A 15114-nucleotide genomic window follows, 5' to 3' on the forward strand; every position below is an offset into this window, starting at 1 on the left:
ACTGAGCCCATAATTTACACAAAGCTCATTGTAACGGTTAAAAAAGAAATTGGCAAAAGGCAGTACTAATATCTTTTGAGTGGGGGTGAGTTTATGTATAAGGCCGTTTTCATAATAACAAACCTGGTAATTATTACAGTAAAAAAATATTCGGTGATAATTGTCCTCGGCTACCCGGAAACATTCATTGCTTTCCAGCCCGTCGGCCGATGTGAAGTTTTTAAAGTGCTGCCCATCAAACCTGCTTACACCTTTATCGGTGGCTATCCAGATAAAGCCCCGGCTGTCCTGCATTAAATAATTAACCCGTGAACTGGGCAGACCTTCAGGCGCGCCGTAGTTTTTCAGGTAAACTACCTGGTAGGGCGTGCCGGCATATACGCCCGAAAATAAAAACTGCGTTAATATYAAAAGTTTGAAAACAAGGCTTTTTAATGGCATTTTATTATCTGCACAATTTTAACAACGCCGCTTTTTTTAATGTACAATGATATGGTGTGTACGGCTTTGTATAGCCTGATAAATATAAAAATAAATGCTAGATAACGTGTTTAGCGATTGGATATAGAAGAAATAAATAAAAAAAGCGACGAAAAAAGCCATGCATGTTGCTGAAAATCAGTATCTATGCCCTTGTTGGAGTTGTCTCCATAGGTGTTCGGAAGATTATTACTTATCCCCATAAGTGGATAATTTAGCTTACCCGCTCTCCGAAGTGTTCCGCTGTTCGAATGTCTCCGACTTCGAACGACTATGCCTGTGGTTTGCAACTACCCGTATGCATAGCAAAAGTAGCGCACAGCACAAGTAGTCTACAGACAACTCACATATAGGTTCGAAGTCGGAGACATTCGAACAGCGGGCGTGGTTCACTGGGTCATTAGTTTATTGGTGGATGGCAGACAATTGCTTGAGCGGGGAAGCCCAAGTCTGTCATCATCCGGCTATCGCAAGGCCATTTCGCTGCTGCTCCAGCCGTGTGCCCCGCTGACAGGTAAACGCCATGCTAAGTAATAAATATGCAACACCCGGATGTTAATTTCATCCGGGTGTTTTTGTATGCCCGCAACTCGCATAAAGGATAGAAACGGGTACCGGCCCGTGAATAAGGCCTGGTGCAGTATGAGTGGATAGCCTGGCGCCGCTTCTACCGGCGGCGTACGCCATGATTACACGCGTGCGCCAGCGGGGCGTATTGATAAGTGCAATTCCGGTAATTATATGCGTATGTATATGAAAGTATTAACTATTAAAAAGTCGGATTTGTATAAAAAAAAAGCTAATTTGTTTACATTCTGATGTTTCTTTCAACCTAAATTTGATGATTCCGAAAAAGGCATTTATATAGAATGCCAAACCAATTATAAGTACAGTCATTTAAAAAGTTATCCGGCATTTACTAAAGCCGAAATTCATGAAGAGAGCAGCGCGCATAAAAGGTCGGTATAACCTGTTACTAAATTTGTAATATGAAGAAAAAAACAATACTTAAAACTATCGTAATTGCCGGCCATTTTATTACCGTTATGCTCATTTGCAAGCCGGCTTTTTCACAATATATCGGTCAGTCTCAAAAAGAACTGACCAACCGGCCTAAAGTCGCCGCAAAGGCACAAAGCTTTAATTTACAGGATGTAAGGTTATTAGACAGTCGTTTCAAACAAAACATGGAACGCGATGCCAACTGGATGTTGAGCATTAGTAATGCAAGCTTGTTGCATACCTGGCGGTTAAATGCCGGTATCGCATCCAATGCCAAACCCCTGGGTGGATGGGAATCACCAAATTGTGAGTTACGCGGACATATTATGGGCCATATACTTTCGGGGCTTGCGTTGATGTATGCTTCAACAGGCGAGATAGTTTATAAACAAAAAGCCGATTCGCTGGTGACAGCACTTGCCGAGTGCCAGCAGGTTTTGGATGAAGGTGGTTACCTAAGTGCTTTCCCAAAACAATTTATCAACCGGGCAATCAAGGGCGAGTGGGTGTGGGCACCCTGGTATACTATTCACAAAGTGATGGCAGGGCTAACCGATATGTATCTGTATACAGGCAACAAGCAGGCTTTGGATATTGCAGAAAAGATGAGTGGATGGGCTTTTCATAAACTTGAGCCTTTAACGCCTCAGCAATTGGCCATCATGGAGAAAACTGAGTTTGGCGGAATGAGTGAAGTTGCCTATAATTTGTATGCCATAACAGGAAACAAGAACGACAAAAGATTGGCAGAACTTTTTTATCATCACGCTATTATGGACCCTTTAGCAAATAAGGAAGATAAACTGGTGGGGGTTCACGCTAATACCCAAATCCCCAAAATAATAGGTGCGGCGCGCGGATATGAACTTACACACGATGATACGCTAAAAACGATTGCAGAATTTTTTTGGCAAACGGTTATCGATCACCATACCTTTGCAACCGGTGGTAACAGCGATCAGGAATTTTTCTTTACTCCCGATCAAATTTCGAAACATATTACAGCCACTACCACCGAAACCTGCAATACCTACAATATGCTAAAACTGACACGCCACTTGTTTACCTGGACAGCAGACGTAAAGTATGCAGATTATTACGAACGCGCTTTATATAACCATATATTGCCATCGCAGGAAGCGGGGACTGGTATGGTAACATATTTACAATCCCTAAAGCCCGGTTTGTTCAAGACCTATAGTTTACACGACGACTCCTTTTGGTGTTGTGTTGGCACGGGGTTTGAAAATCATGCTAAATATGCCGAAAGTATTTATTACCACACGGATAATGGCATTTATGTTAACCTGTTTATCCCATCGGAATTGAACTGGGGCGAGAAAGGCTTTAAAATAGTTCAACAAACCCGCTATCCTGAAGAAAGCGTGACTAACCTTACCGTAAAGGAAGCGCCATCGCGGATTTCGTTTTCGTTATATATCCGATATCCGCATTGGGCAACGTCAGGTGCTACGATTACAATAAATGGTAATGCAGCTAAAATATCAGAAAAACCCGGAAGTTATATTGAGTTAAAACGAGTATGGAAAACCGGCGACAAAGTGGTTGTTAATTTTCCCATGTCATTGCGATTGATCCCGACAAACGATGATGCAAAGGTGGCTGCAATTGCTTACGGCCCATTGTTGCTGGCGGGGGATATGGGCACCAACGGAATAAACCCGCCTGCACCTTTTGCTAAGGACCAGCTGGACTTTGTAAATTATAATATCCCTGAAGACGTTATCAGTTCACTAAGCGTTAAAGACCGGAAATTGACCGACTGGCTAACACAATTGACGGGGAAGCAGCTTATCTTCAAAACCAAAGACGTGGCGGCCAGGCCTATTACACTGATTCCCTATTACGAAATTGATAAACAGCGTTACGTACTCTATTGGAATTTGAAATGACCCAACTACAATTATGTGAAAGACCGGTATTCCACTTCTACCCAACTAATTAAAATAAAACCCAACCAATTAAAATAAAAATAAGTTCTATGAAACGCAGAAACTTTGTTCAAAACTCCGTACTGGCAGGTACATCAATATTAACAACCGGACTTTTAAAATCAAATTCAGCAAATGCCAAGACCACAAATGTTGATAACGGCAAACCTTTTAATTTAAATTATGGCATACATGATGGCATGTTTAAAAACCATGCGGGTGGCGATTTTATTGATCAAATTAAGTTTGCTTACGAGCAGGGATTTCGAAGTATCGAAGATAATTGGATGGGTGGGCGGCCAGTTGATCAGCAGAAAAAGATTGGAGATACACTGGCCAAATTGGGTATGTCCATGGGCGTTTTTGTACAACCTGGTTTAGGCAATGATTCTAACCTGTTAGCATCAGGCAAAGCAGAACATATCGATAAGTTTGTTGCCAGCTGTAAGGAAGCGGTTGAAGTAGCCAAACGTATAAATAGTAAACTGGTTACCGTCGTTCCCGGAGATTTTGTACGCAACCTGCCTATTGGCATACAAACAGGTAATGTAATTGAAGCTATCAAAAAAGGAACAGCCATTATTGAACCCCATGGCCTGATCATGGTGCTGGAACCCCTCAGCGACAACCCCGACCTTTTTTTACGTACACCCGATCAAGCTTATGCTATTTGCAAGGCAGTAGGCAGCCCATCTTGCAAAATCTTGTACGATATGTACCATATACAACGCAACCAGGGCAACATTATCCCTACACTTAATTGGGTTTATGATGAAATAGGTTATTACCAGGTTGGCGATAATCCTGGCCGCAACGAACCCGGTACCGGCGAGATTAATTACAAAAATATATTCAAACTTATTTATGATAAAGGATACAAGGGAGTGATAGGCATGGAACACGGCAATGCGGGTGCGGGTAAAGCAGGCGAACTTGCTTTGATCAAAGCATATCGCGAAGCTGATAGTTTCATTTAGGCAACAGGAAGAACTGAGTATTTTTATAATAGAAATGGACAACAATAAAAGAAAATATAGAAATGGACAACAATAAAAGAAAATATAGAAATGGACAACAATAAAAGAAAACGTTTTTTACTAATAAGTGGCTCAGTGGCGGCGATTCCTTTGTTAGTAGCATTGGGGGCCTTTACCAATATTTCTGAAAAACACTCATCGTATAATTTGGCTACGATTGATACGCCGCTCACTGAAGCACAAAAACATTTGGCTAAAAATGGCTTGAAGGAGCTCGACGTGGCGCCTGGTCTGCGTGTTGAAACTATGGCAACCGAACCCATGTTGATTAACCCTACCAATATCGACGTGGATGAAAAAGGAAGGGTTTGGGTGACGGAGGCCTATAATTACCGGTTTGAGATTAATCACAACAAACCTAAAGAGGCAGGTGACCGCATAGTAATTTTGGAAGATAAGGATGGAGATGGAAGTTTGGAAACCAGTACGGTATTTTATCAGGGCCCCGAGGTTAATGCACCTTTAGGTGTGTGCGTATTAGGTAACCGGGTATTGATATCGCAAAGCCCATATGTTTGGGCTTTTTATGACGACAACAATGACGGTAAAGCCGACCGAAAAGAAATACTATTCCAGGGGATAGGCGGCATACAACATGATCATGGGATGCACAGCTTCGCATTTGGCCCCGATGGTAAACTCTATTTCAATTTTGGGAATGCTGGTAAAACCCTCAGAGATAAAAATAATGATGTCGTACTGGATCAGGATGGTGATGAGATAGGACCTAAAAAATACAAAGAAGGAATGCTATTCCGTTGTGATCCGGACGGTACTCATGTGGAATGCCTGGGCCATAATTTCAGAAACGAATACGAATCGGCGGTAGATAGTTATGGAAATATATGGCAAAGTGATAATGATGATGACGGGAATAAAGGAGTACGAATCAATTACGTTATGGAATATGGAAATTATGGCTACACCGATGAAGTAACCGGTGCGGGCTGGACTGCTAAACGCATTAACATGGAAGATTCGATCCCGCTTCGTCACTGGCATCAAAATGATCCGGGTGTTATCCCCAATCTTTTACAAACAGGTTCCGGCTCCCCTACCGGAATGATTTTTTATGAAGGGACGCTGTTACCGCAGCAGTTTCAAAATGGGATGATCCATGCCGAACCGGGACATAATGTTGTTCGGGCCTATCCTGTTCAAAAAGCTGGCGCGGGATATACTGCCGGTATCCTCAACATGCTTAATGGCGATAGGGACCAATGGTTTCGCCCGGCAGATGTCTGTACAGCTCCGGATGGTTCTTTAATTGTAGCCGACTGGTATGATCCTGGCGTTGGCGGACATCGGGTGGGGGATCTTCAGCGTGGTCGAATATACCGGGTTGTTCCGGAAAGTATGAAAGCGACCTATAAAATACCTGAACAGGATTATAACACTCCGAAGGGTGCAGTCATTGCCTTGCAAAATCCAAATCTCGACGTTCGCAGGCATGCTTTCATAGCATTAACCGGCATGGGAGAATCAGCAATAGCGGAGCTGGAAAAGTTATGGTCAGCGTCGCCCAATCCCCGTATGCGTGCCYGGGCCCTATGGGCGCTTTCAAAATCAACAAAGGCCACAAAATATCTTTCCGAAGCCATCAACAATCCTAACCCTGATTTAAGGATAGCCGGGCTGAGGGCAGCAAGAGAAGTAAATACCAATGTACTTAAACTTGCAGGAGCTTTAGTAAATGATCCAGACGCACAGGTAAGGCGCGATTGTGCGATTGCGTTACGGCATCGGAATGAACCGGAAGCCGCGACGATATGGGCGGCACTTGCAGCGAAACATGATGGCAATGACAAATGGTATTTAGAGGCACTGGGTATCGGGGCCGACAAGCAATGGGACCAATTCTTTGCAGCCTACCTGAAAGTAGTACCGGATCCTTTATTAACAGCCGGAGGCAGAGATATAGTCTGGCGGGCCCGAACAAATACCGCGCTTCCATATCTGGTAAAGCTGGCTAAAGATGCAGGTGTTCCATTAAAATCCCGTTTGAGATATCTCAGAGCTTTTGACTTTTATCCAGAAGCTGAGAAATCCAAAGCTTTAGTCAAATTATTAGAAGAGAATAATGGTAAAGATTTGAAATTAAGTGCGATAATATTGAAGTCATTAAATCCTCAGGATATATCAGGTTCACCTGTATCTCAGCAACAGGTGAAACAGGTTTTAAATTCATACACTGGAACACAGGATTTTGTTGATATGGTAAAACAATATAATATTACCACAGAAGCCGATAAATTGATGGATCTGGTAAAATCCAATGGTATTCAGAGTAACGGAGGATATCAGAGTGGAGGAATCGGGGCCGATGCGGCCAGGCTATTACTTAAAGCCAATGAAGACCTTCGGTTCCTAAATGTAATTAAAGGTAAAGATCAGCAAAAGACGTCCAATGTTTTAGCAGTACTTGGTGCAATAGGCAACGATGAATCAACAGCTATCCTGTCAAAGGTGATTTTATCAAACCAGTACAGCATATCCACTCGTCAAAAAGCGATTCAAACGCTGGGAAAAAGCCAAAATGGGGAAGACCGCGTTCTGGAAATGCTCCAGGGGAAAAAATTACCTCAGAGTTTAATTACACCAGCTGTTGCGGGCTTGAGCGGAACACTCAGAAAAAGCACATTGGACAAAGCAAAAGCCTTTTTACCCAAAACCGATGTTGCCAAAACTGCTAAAACCAAGATGCCTTCTGCTAATCTTAATGCCTTACTTGCTTTAAAAGGAAATGCACTGAAAGGAAATGCCGTTTTCCTCAGAACTTGTTCCGTATGTCATAGAGCTAATAAAGCTGGTTTTGAATTTGGACCTAATCTATCAGAAATAGGTGCGAAATTACCAAAGGAAGGATTATTTGATGCTATTGTTAACCCCTCTGCAGGGATTAATTTTGGATATGAGACCTCACAACTTGTTATGAAAGATGGATCGACCCTGATGGGGATTATTTCGAGCCGGACGGAGACAGATATAGAATTGAAATACCCTGGAGGCTCTGTTCAGAAAATAAAAACCAATGATGTTAAGCAAATAAAAAAAGTGTCAACCTCTATGATGCCGGCCGGCCTGCATCAAACAATGTCAAAACAAGAATTCGCGGATCTACTTACGTTCCTTGTCTCTTTGAAAAAGAAAAGATAATACAAATAAAGCAGTAGCCTGCCTAAGGGCCATAATGTTAGCCCTCTGCAACTTAAGGACGGAAGATATGCGGTCCCCGCTATCACAAGGTCTTTTCGCTGCTACAAGGTCCAGCCTTGTGGCCTGCTGATAGGTAAACGCCATGCAAAGTAATAAATATGCAACACCCGGATGTTAATTTCATCCGGGTGTTTTTGTATACCCGCAGCTCGCGTAAAGGATAGAAACGGGTACCGGCCCGTGAATAAGGCCTGGTGCAGTATGAGTGGTCGAACTTTCAATCTGTAAATTCTTTCTGGTTTTTTATATTTGGGGTCTCAGTTAAAAAATGCATCCGCTTATACAACATATTCAAAAAATTACCGGCAGCCTAAACCTGGAGGATGATCAGATTTTAACCTTTTTTGAAACAAAAGCATTCAAGAAGAAAGGCATTTTATTGGAAGAGGGCAAGCGTTGCTCGTCCTGTTTTTTTGTGGTAAAGGGTTGCCTGCGTTTGTTTTTTACCGATCATAACGGAGCAGAACAAACTTTGCAACTTGCATTAGAAAACTGGTGGATGACGGATATAGACGCTTTTCGGTCTGATCGGAAGTCTGCCTATACCATCCAGGCGCTGGAAGCAACCGAAGTATTGGCCATTACGGCGCGGAATTATGAATTGATGCTGACGCAGTTCCCGGTTATGGAGAAATATTTTAGATTGATATACGAACGCGCCTACGCGGCATCATTATCCCGCGTCCGGATGATTTCAAGAATGCCTAAAGATGAATTTTACGACTTATTTCAGTCCAAATATCCGGCATTCGTGCAAAGGATACCACAAAAGGTGTTGGCCTCGTTTTTAGGTTTTACCCCGGAATATCTAAGCGAGTTGCGGAAAAAAAAAGTAAAAAGAAAAGATAACCCATGAGCACACAACTATATCGGCATATACAGAAACTTGTCCCCACATTGGCTGCAGAATGGGAACAATTATTACTATTCCTCCAAACAAAAACAGTAAAGAAAGAGGAATTACTTTTGAAAGAAGGGGAGATTTGCGATACCATTTACTTTGTTAATACAGGTTGTTTGTACTTGTTTTATGAGCGTAATCATGAAAAGCAGGTTATTCATTTCGCATTAGAGAACTGGTGGATAACCGACTATAAAACTTTCTGCGATGGTAAACGTGCTGTTTATGCGATTACAGCGATGGAAGATTCGGAAATAACGTTTATGAGCCGAAAAAATTACGAAGCCCTTCAGTTGCAATTCCCCTTATTAGCCTTGYATTTTAATAAAATTCATGAGCGGGCTTATGGAGCGGCTTTGCTTAAACAAAAAACATTTGCCACGGTATCTAAGAAAGATTTTTACCACTATTTTAAAACCACCTATCCAGAACTGATTCAGAGAATTCCGGATGCTATTTTTGCTTCTTATATGGGTGTTTCACCCGAAGCGTTAAGAGTGCTGCAGGAGGGATACGTTTCTTAAACCAGCTTAAGTTTTCGGGAGATAGCTATAGCCATCTTTGTGTTGTACAACTAACTAAAAACACAGAAGATGAAAATTGTAGTTATCGGCGGAACCGGTCTCATTGGCAGCCAAACAGTAAATCAGTTACAGCATACCGGACACGAAGTAATTGCTGCTTCCCTGAACACCGGTGTGAACATCCTTACGGGCGAAGGTTTGAATGAAGTATTAAAAGGAGCGCACGTGGTAATTGATGTGTCCAACTCACCTTCTTTTGAAGATGCAGCTGTAATGAACTTTTTTAAAACCTCGAATGAAAACCTGCTCGTAGCAGAAAAGTCAGCAGGCGTACAACACCATATTGCCTTGTCGGTAGTAGGTACGCAAAAATTACAAGCCAGCGGTTATTTCAGGGCCAAACAAGTGCAGGAAGATATGATCAAAGCATCGGGTATTCCTTATACCCTCGTTCATGCAACACAATTCTTTGAATTTGCCGGTGGCATTGTTCAAATGAGCATGACGGACGGAAAAGTAGTATTGCCAGACGCCAACATACAACCAATTGCGAGCAAAGATGTCGCCTCATTTATGGCAGATGTTGCACTGAGTAAACCGGTTAACAAGATACTGGAAATAGGTGGCCCCGATAAATTTAATATGGTTGCATGGGTCAAACAATACGAACAGGCAACCCATAAGGACCACGAAATAGTTGCCGATGCCAAAGCACTATATTCCGGTGCACCGTTAGATGCTGACACCCTGGTCCCTGAAAATGCGGTTTTTCTGGGCAAGAACCATTATGCAGACTGGATTTCTGTTGCTGAGAATCAACGGTAAGATTAAATCATCAATTCCTGAAAAATTAAGAAAAAATGAACAGCGAACAGTTAATCGAATTGACAAAAAAGCTCATTTATGAGGCGACGCATTTTAATGTGCCGTATGTAAAACAAATTTATGCAGATAACCTGCTGATAGTTAAGGTTGATGGAAATGGCACGGTAGATACCATGAATAAAGAACAGCTTGTTGAGTTTGTACAGGGCAATAAAGATTCAAACGCCGAGCCGCTATCCAGCAAAACTGAGTTTCATTATGCCGTATGCGATGAAAATCTGGGGATGGTGGTAATTACGCGTGAATTGACGTTGGACGGCAAATTGAACAGAAAGTTTTTTACGGTTATCTGGGAATTTTTATCGGGAAGGTGGCAGGTTGTTAAAGAATCAGCTATGGCACTCAATTAACGATTCTTAATTTCAATTTACCAATGGTCCGGGTAGGAAGCATGACATCCAAAATTGAAATTATAGCTTTTTGATAACGGGTCTGGCACCGCCTAAAACAGTAGCTACGCTTTTCAAAGTTTGTCGTAAAGGTGGTGCCAGCTCTTTAGACTCAATTGTTGATTATAAAAAAAGTAAAATGAAATGAATAACTTTTTATCGGGGCTTATTTTAGATCCCAAAACTACAGATAACGGCCAGGCCGGTGAAGAAACAATAAAAGATTTTGATCCCAATGAGGAAAGCTTAACCGAGGGTGGCGAATATATGGACGACGCCTTAAGAATGGTAGAGCAGCCCTTTCACTCCAATATTTAAAATTGTTTAAAAAAATTAATTATGGTAGCTTATAATATGGAAATCAAAAATACGGATCCGATATTAAGGAACCTGTTAACTGTAATTGACAATTTTAATATTGAAGAGCATGTGTATGTAAGTCGATATCCAAAGAACAATCAACACTGGCCACACCAGGGGCATCGTTAACAGAATTTGGCATCAAAGAAGCATCGCTTCCTGGTATATTAAACATTTTGGGAATACGCAGCCTTACTTTGAACGGAGTGAAGCATCTATTATTTGCCAGCCTCATCGCCCTGTATAGGCTGCGAATAGATCCTTCACTACGTTCAGGATGACAGTCGTTTTAAAACGTCATTTCTAAAAAGACCTCAAAACAAAAAAGAGGCGCCAACCTGGCGCCTCTTTGAATATGATTCATAGTAAATTTTAGACAGAGAAACTTTCGCCGCAACCGCAGGTACGACTGGCGTTGGGGTTATGAAAATTGAAGCCTTTTCCGTTTAAGCCGTCAGAGAAATCAAGCTCGGTACCGGCAAGGTACAGGAATGATTTCATATCCAAAGCAATACGGATCCCATGGTCTTCAAAAAACTGGTCGCCCTTTTTTTCTTCGTTATCAAAATCAAGATTATATGATAAACCAGAGCAACCACCTCCCTGTACAGACACACGCAGAAAATAAGAAGCATCAAGCCCCGAATCCTGCATCAGGTGTTCTATTTTACTTTTCGCTTTATCAGTTATGGTTACCATTTTTTTAGTCGTTAGTATCGAGTAGCAAGATTAGTATCAAGTAGTTAGTATCAAGTATCAAGACAGAACTTCTGAATTGACCTTTTATGCGACAGCATCTTGATACTTGATACTATATACTTGCTACTTCTCAGTGGTGTACTTTTTCGCTTGCAATTGCTTCCAGGCCGTTTTTTACGCGGAAATCGTTAATTGCTGCTTTAATTGCATCCTCTGCCAAAACTGAGCAGTGGATTTTTACCGGTGGAAGGGCCAGTTCTTCAACAATATCCATGTTGTCTATCTTCATAGCATCATCAATGCTTTTGCCTTTTAACCACTCTGTAGCTAAAGATGAAGAAGCGATTGCCGAACCGCAACCAAAAGTTTTAAATTTTGCATCGGTAATAACGTTGTTATCATCCACCTCAATCTGCAGGCGCATAACGTCGCCGCATTCGGGAGCACCAACCAGGCCTGTACCTACCTTGTGGCTGCTTTTATCCAAAGTGCCCACATTGCGGGGGTTGGTGTAGTGATCAATTACTTTATCAGAATATGCCATTTTTTTAAGTTTAAAGTCAAAATTAAAAAGTCAAAATTTTTAATTGTATATATTATAATTGATACAAAAATCTGYATATCTGCACATTTTCGTATCTGCACATTTGTTTAATGTTCTGCCCACTCAATTGAGTTAAGGTCGATGCCTTCTTTAAACATTTCCCAAAGTGGTGAAAGTTCGCGCAGGTGGGTAACCGCTTTTTTGGTTACTTCAACAGCGTAATCAACTTCCTCTTCGGTAGTAAAGCGGCCCAGGCCAAAACGGATTGATGAATGTGCCAGATCGTCTGATAAGCCCAGGCTTTTCAGTACATATGAAGGCTCTAACGAAGCTGATGTACAGGCCGAGCCTGATGATACAGCCAGGTCCTTCATCGCCATCATTAAGCCTTCGCCTTCAACATATTTGAACGAGATATTGGCTACATGTGGCAAGCGGTGTTCAACGTTTCCGTTTACATAGCTTTCTTCCAGTACGGTTAATGCCGATTCCAGTTTATCACGTAAAGCCGATAAGCGTTTTGCTTCGCTTTCCATTTCTAAACCGCAAAGCTCACAGGCTTTACCCAAACCAACAATACCCGGTACGTTTAACGTGCCAGAGCGCATACCACGCTCGTGGCCGCCGCCATCCATTTGTGCTGTTACTTTAACCCTTGGTCCTTTACGGCGAACGTATAATGCGCCAACGCCTTTAGGGCCGTATATTTTATGTGCCGATAATGCCAAAAGGTCAATACCATCAGCATTAACGTCAACAGGTATTTTACCAACCGCCTGTACAGCATCTGTCATAAACAGGGCGCCGTATTTGTGGGCGATAGCAGATATTTCTTTTATAGGCTGAATAACGCCGATTTCGTTGTTGCCATACATAACCGATACCAGGATGGTTTCGGGGGTCATGGCTGCTTCTAAAACAGCAAGGTCAACCAGGCCGTCTTCTTTAACCGGAAGATAAGTAACCTTAGCGCCTAATTTTTCAACGTGTTTGCAGGCATCAAGTATTGCTTTATGCTCGGTAACGGTAGTTATAATGTGGTTGCCTTTGTCTTTATACATTTCAAAAACACCCTTGATAGCAAGGTTATCTGATTCTGTAGCGCCCGAAGTAAAAATTATTTCTTTCTCATTGGCGCCAATCAATTTGGCCACCTGCTCGCGTGCATAATCAACACCTTCTTCGGCTACCCAGCCAAAAGGATGGTTACGGCTGGCTGCATTACCAAATTTTGTGGTAAAATAAGGTAACATTGCCTCCAAAACACGCGGATCCATTGGTGTTGTAGCGTTATTATCTAAATAAATTGGGATATTCATGTTCTATGATATATTAACAATGACAAAGATAAGCAAGTTTTAATTGAATTTCAGCTAAAAACATTCGCAAATTATCAAAGCTGACTATTAATTTACAATATTTGGACATGAATAAAGTAGAGCACATAGGTATAGCGGTTAACAATGTTAATCTTGCGGGCAGCATCTACGAAAAGCTATTGAATACATCGGTTTATAAAACCGAAACGGTTGAAAGCGAAGGCGTGCTCACCGCTTTTTTACAAACCGGCCCCAATAAAATTGAGTTGCTGCAAGCTTTAAATGACGATAGTCCGATAGCCAGATTCATTGCCAAAAAAGGGGAGGGGATTCATCATATTGCATTTGAGGTAGATGATATAGTTGCCGAAATGCGGCGGCTGAAAAGTGAAGGGTTTGTATTGCTGAATGAGGACCCTAAACGAGGTGCAGATAACAAGTTAGTTTGTTTTGTTCATCCTAAAAGTGCCAATGGGGTGCTGATTGAGCTTTGTCAGAGTGTTTAGGCTCGAGGTTCGAGGATCGGGTTGCGAGGGCGGGGTTCGGGTTTGGAGGACGTGCATTGAAGTAAAGAATGAAGCGGGTTGAATAATAGGAAGTTCACCTTATGTTGCGTATCCAGATCTTGCACGCAATGACTCGCACCTCGCCCCGCAACCCGCACCAAACTCGCCTACCGCAAATCTTTTTACTTTTGCCTTTTGACTTTTGAATTATTTTATTACATTTGCGCCTCTTTTAAAGACTACAGAAGATAAGTTTATATATAATGAAAAAAGATCTGCATCCATCAAACTATAGATTAGTTGTGTTTAAAGATATGTCAAACGACTATGCTTTCATGACTAAATCATGCATCGATACACGTGAATCCATTAAATGGGAAGACGGTAACGAGTATCCACTGATCAAATTAGAAATTTCGCACACTTCGCACCCTTTCTATACCGGTAAAATGAAACTGGTTGATACTGCAGGTCGTATCGATAAATTCCGTACACGTTACAACAAGAAGTAATTTCCTGTTTAATTAAATATTTACAAGTCTCGGCTTTGCAGCCGGGACTTTTTTTATTTTTGTTCCATGGGAATTATCCTTTTTGACGATAACGCACACCAAACACTGCTACCGCTTACCTATACCCGGCCCGTGGCCGATATGCGCATAGGTATCCTTACCATTGCAGAAAAGTGGGCCAGGCATTTAAATGCCAATACTTCTTTTTATACGCTTGATTATTTACAGGCCAAATTCCCTGCAAAAATTGAGGCCGATAATTTATTTATTAATGGTGCGGTTTGTCCCGATGAGAACCTGCTGGATGCTATAGAAAAGCTGCAAACCGGCGAAGCGCTAAAGTATAATGATCAGTTGCTGGCTGTAAAACTTAACCAGGCCGATGCCGAAAGTTTTGACGCTGCTGCAAAGTTTGATAGGGCTACCGCTTACACCAACCTGTTTGTATTTATCCGCTATCCCGAAGATATTTTCAGGAAGAATGATATTGAGCTCCGGAAAGATTTTCAATTGCTTACAAAAGGCCGTACAAGCGCTGTAATAGGTTCAACCAATATTATTATTGGTGATGATTTTTTTGCTGAAGAAGGCGCGGTTGCCGATTGTTCTACATTCAACACCACCAACGGGCCAATATACTTATCAGCCAATACCGAAATTTGGGAAGGTACCCATATTCGCGGTCCTTTTGCGCTTTGCGAGCATTCGCAGGTAAAAATGGGTGCGAAGATCTATGGTGCAACTACAGTAGGCCCATACTCACGGGTAGGCGGCGAGCTGAACAATGC

15 protein-coding genes are annotated in these 15114 nt (G+C 42.0%); 11 read left to right on the forward strand and 4 right to left on the reverse strand.

The window, feature by feature from the left end:
- On the reverse strand, nucleotides 1-441 hold a 441-nt coding region (locus tag AC1DPZ_RS11545), incomplete at its 3' end, for a two-component regulator propeller domain-containing protein (RefSeq protein ID WP_477403378.1).
- Nucleotides 442-1469: 1028 nt separating this feature from the next.
- Here AC1DPZ_RS11545 and AC1DPZ_RS11550 point away from each other — a divergent pair.
- The 8 genes from AC1DPZ_RS11550 to AC1DPZ_RS11585 all read left to right on the forward strand — a co-directional run bounded on the left by AC1DPZ_RS11550 (nucleotide 1470) and on the right by AC1DPZ_RS11585 (nucleotide 10704).
- Nucleotides 1470-3395, forward strand: coding sequence for a glycoside hydrolase family 127 protein (locus AC1DPZ_RS11550; RefSeq protein ID WP_477403380.1), 1926 nt, complete (start codon nucleotides 1470-1472; stop codon nucleotides 3393-3395).
- An 89-nt stretch (nucleotides 3396-3484) separates the two neighbouring features.
- Nucleotides 3485-4411: a hydroxypyruvate isomerase family protein gene (locus AC1DPZ_RS11555; RefSeq protein ID WP_477403382.1), complete on the forward strand. Its 927-nt coding sequence runs from the start codon at nucleotides 3485-3487 to the stop codon at nucleotides 4409-4411.
- A 90-nt stretch (nucleotides 4412-4501) separates the two neighbouring features.
- Nucleotides 4502-7627 carry a PVC-type heme-binding CxxCH protein gene (locus AC1DPZ_RS11560; RefSeq protein WP_477403384.1) on the forward strand — a complete coding sequence of 1042 codons (3126 nt, stop codon included), beginning with the start codon at nucleotides 4502-4504 and terminating at the stop codon, nucleotides 7625-7627.
- A 328-nt stretch (nucleotides 7628-7955) separates the two neighbouring features.
- On the forward strand, nucleotides 7956-8543 hold the full coding sequence (locus AC1DPZ_RS11565; RefSeq protein ID WP_477403386.1) for a Crp/Fnr family transcriptional regulator: 588 nt from the start codon (nucleotides 7956-7958) through the stop codon (nucleotides 8541-8543).
- Nucleotides 8540-9112, forward strand: coding sequence for a Crp/Fnr family transcriptional regulator (locus AC1DPZ_RS11570; RefSeq protein WP_477403388.1), 573 nt, complete (start codon nucleotides 8540-8542; stop codon nucleotides 9110-9112). Before AC1DPZ_RS11565 ends, AC1DPZ_RS11570 begins: the two co-directional genes overlap by 4 nt.
- A gap of 69 nt (nucleotides 9113-9181) precedes the next feature.
- Entirely contained in the window at nucleotides 9182-9937 is a 756-nt protein-coding gene (locus AC1DPZ_RS11575) for an SDR family oxidoreductase (protein WP_477403390.1), read from the forward strand.
- A 35-nt stretch (nucleotides 9938-9972) separates the two neighbouring features.
- Nucleotides 9973-10347: a hypothetical protein gene (locus AC1DPZ_RS11580; RefSeq protein ID WP_477403392.1), complete on the forward strand. Its 375-nt coding sequence runs from the start codon at nucleotides 9973-9975 to the stop codon at nucleotides 10345-10347.
- 183 nt (nucleotides 10348-10530) lie between these two features.
- A complete protein-coding gene (locus AC1DPZ_RS11585; protein ID WP_477403394.1) occupies nucleotides 10531-10704 on the forward strand; it encodes a hypothetical protein in 174 nt (57 codons plus the stop codon).
- A gap of 414 nt (nucleotides 10705-11118) precedes the next feature.
- On the opposite strand, the gene AC1DPZ_RS11590 is transcribed toward AC1DPZ_RS11585, so the two are convergent.
- The 3 genes from AC1DPZ_RS11590 to AC1DPZ_RS11600 form a co-directional block, all read right to left on the reverse strand.
- The gene (locus AC1DPZ_RS11590; RefSeq protein ID WP_477403396.1) at nucleotides 11119-11445 is read right to left on the reverse strand and encodes a HesB/IscA family protein; all 327 of its coding nucleotides are present in this window, start codon (nucleotides 11443-11445) and stop codon (nucleotides 11119-11121) included.
- Between the two features lie 130 nt (nucleotides 11446-11575).
- On the reverse strand, nucleotides 11576-11989 hold the full coding sequence (gene iscU, locus AC1DPZ_RS11595) for a Fe-S cluster assembly scaffold IscU (RefSeq protein ID WP_090646927.1): 414 nt from the start codon (nucleotides 11987-11989) through the stop codon (nucleotides 11576-11578).
- Between the two features lie 107 nt (nucleotides 11990-12096).
- Nucleotides 12097-13308 (reverse strand): IscS subfamily cysteine desulfurase, encoded by a 1212-nt coding sequence (locus AC1DPZ_RS11600; protein ID WP_477403399.1) that lies wholly within the window; start codon nucleotides 13306-13308, stop codon nucleotides 12097-12099.
- Nucleotides 13309-13415: 107 nt separating this feature from the next.
- Here AC1DPZ_RS11600 and mce point away from each other — a divergent pair, with 107 nt between their 5' ends.
- From mce to AC1DPZ_RS11615, 3 genes are all read left to right on the forward strand, one after another.
- Nucleotides 13416-13814 (forward strand): methylmalonyl-CoA epimerase, encoded by a 399-nt coding sequence (gene mce / locus AC1DPZ_RS11605; RefSeq protein WP_477403401.1) that lies wholly within the window; start codon nucleotides 13416-13418, stop codon nucleotides 13812-13814.
- Between the two features lie 263 nt (nucleotides 13815-14077).
- The gene (locus tag AC1DPZ_RS11610; protein WP_477394939.1) at nucleotides 14078-14326 is read left to right on the forward strand and encodes a type B 50S ribosomal protein L31; all 249 of its coding nucleotides are present in this window, start codon (nucleotides 14078-14080) and stop codon (nucleotides 14324-14326) included.
- A gap of 66 nt (nucleotides 14327-14392) precedes the next feature.
- Nucleotides 14393-15114: putative sugar nucleotidyl transferase (locus tag AC1DPZ_RS11615; protein WP_477403403.1), on the forward strand; the 722-nt coding region annotated here is incomplete at its 3' end.

Source organism: Mucilaginibacter sp. P4_G9 (assembly GCF_056400985.1).

What these genes read in the sequence shown, in the direction of transcription:
- AC1DPZ_RS11600 (WP_477403399.1), bottom strand. Translation starts at nt 13,308, where the DNA reads ATGAATATCCCAATTTATTTAGATAATAACGCTACAACACCAATGGAT.
- mce (WP_477403401.1), top strand. Translation starts at nt 13,416, where the DNA reads ATGAATAAAGTAGAGCACATAGGTATAGCGGTTAACAATGTTAATCTT.
- AC1DPZ_RS11585 (WP_477403394.1), top strand. Translation starts at nt 10,531, where the DNA reads ATGAATAACTTTTTATCGGGGCTTATTTTAGATCCCAAAACTACAGAT.
- AC1DPZ_RS11590 (WP_477403396.1), bottom strand. Translation starts at nt 11,445, where the DNA reads ATGGTAACCATAACTGATAAAGCGAAAAGTAAAATAGAACACCTGATG.
- iscU (WP_090646927.1), bottom strand. Translation starts at nt 11,989, where the DNA reads ATGGCATATTCTGATAAAGTAATTGATCACTACACCAACCCCCGCAAT.
- AC1DPZ_RS11565 (WP_477403386.1), top strand. Translation starts at nt 7,956, where the DNA reads ATGCATCCGCTTATACAACATATTCAAAAAATTACCGGCAGCCTAAAC.
- AC1DPZ_RS11580 (WP_477403392.1), top strand. Translation starts at nt 9,973, where the DNA reads ATGAACAGCGAACAGTTAATCGAATTGACAAAAAAGCTCATTTATGAG.
- AC1DPZ_RS11550 (WP_477403380.1), top strand. Translation starts at nt 1,470, where the DNA reads ATGAAGAAAAAAACAATACTTAAAACTATCGTAATTGCCGGCCATTTT.
- AC1DPZ_RS11610 (WP_477394939.1), top strand. Translation starts at nt 14,078, where the DNA reads ATGAAAAAAGATCTGCATCCATCAAACTATAGATTAGTTGTGTTTAAA.
- AC1DPZ_RS11575 (WP_477403390.1), top strand. Translation starts at nt 9,182, where the DNA reads ATGAAAATTGTAGTTATCGGCGGAACCGGTCTCATTGGCAGCCAAACA.
- AC1DPZ_RS11555 (WP_477403382.1), top strand. Translation starts at nt 3,485, where the DNA reads ATGAAACGCAGAAACTTTGTTCAAAACTCCGTACTGGCAGGTACATCA.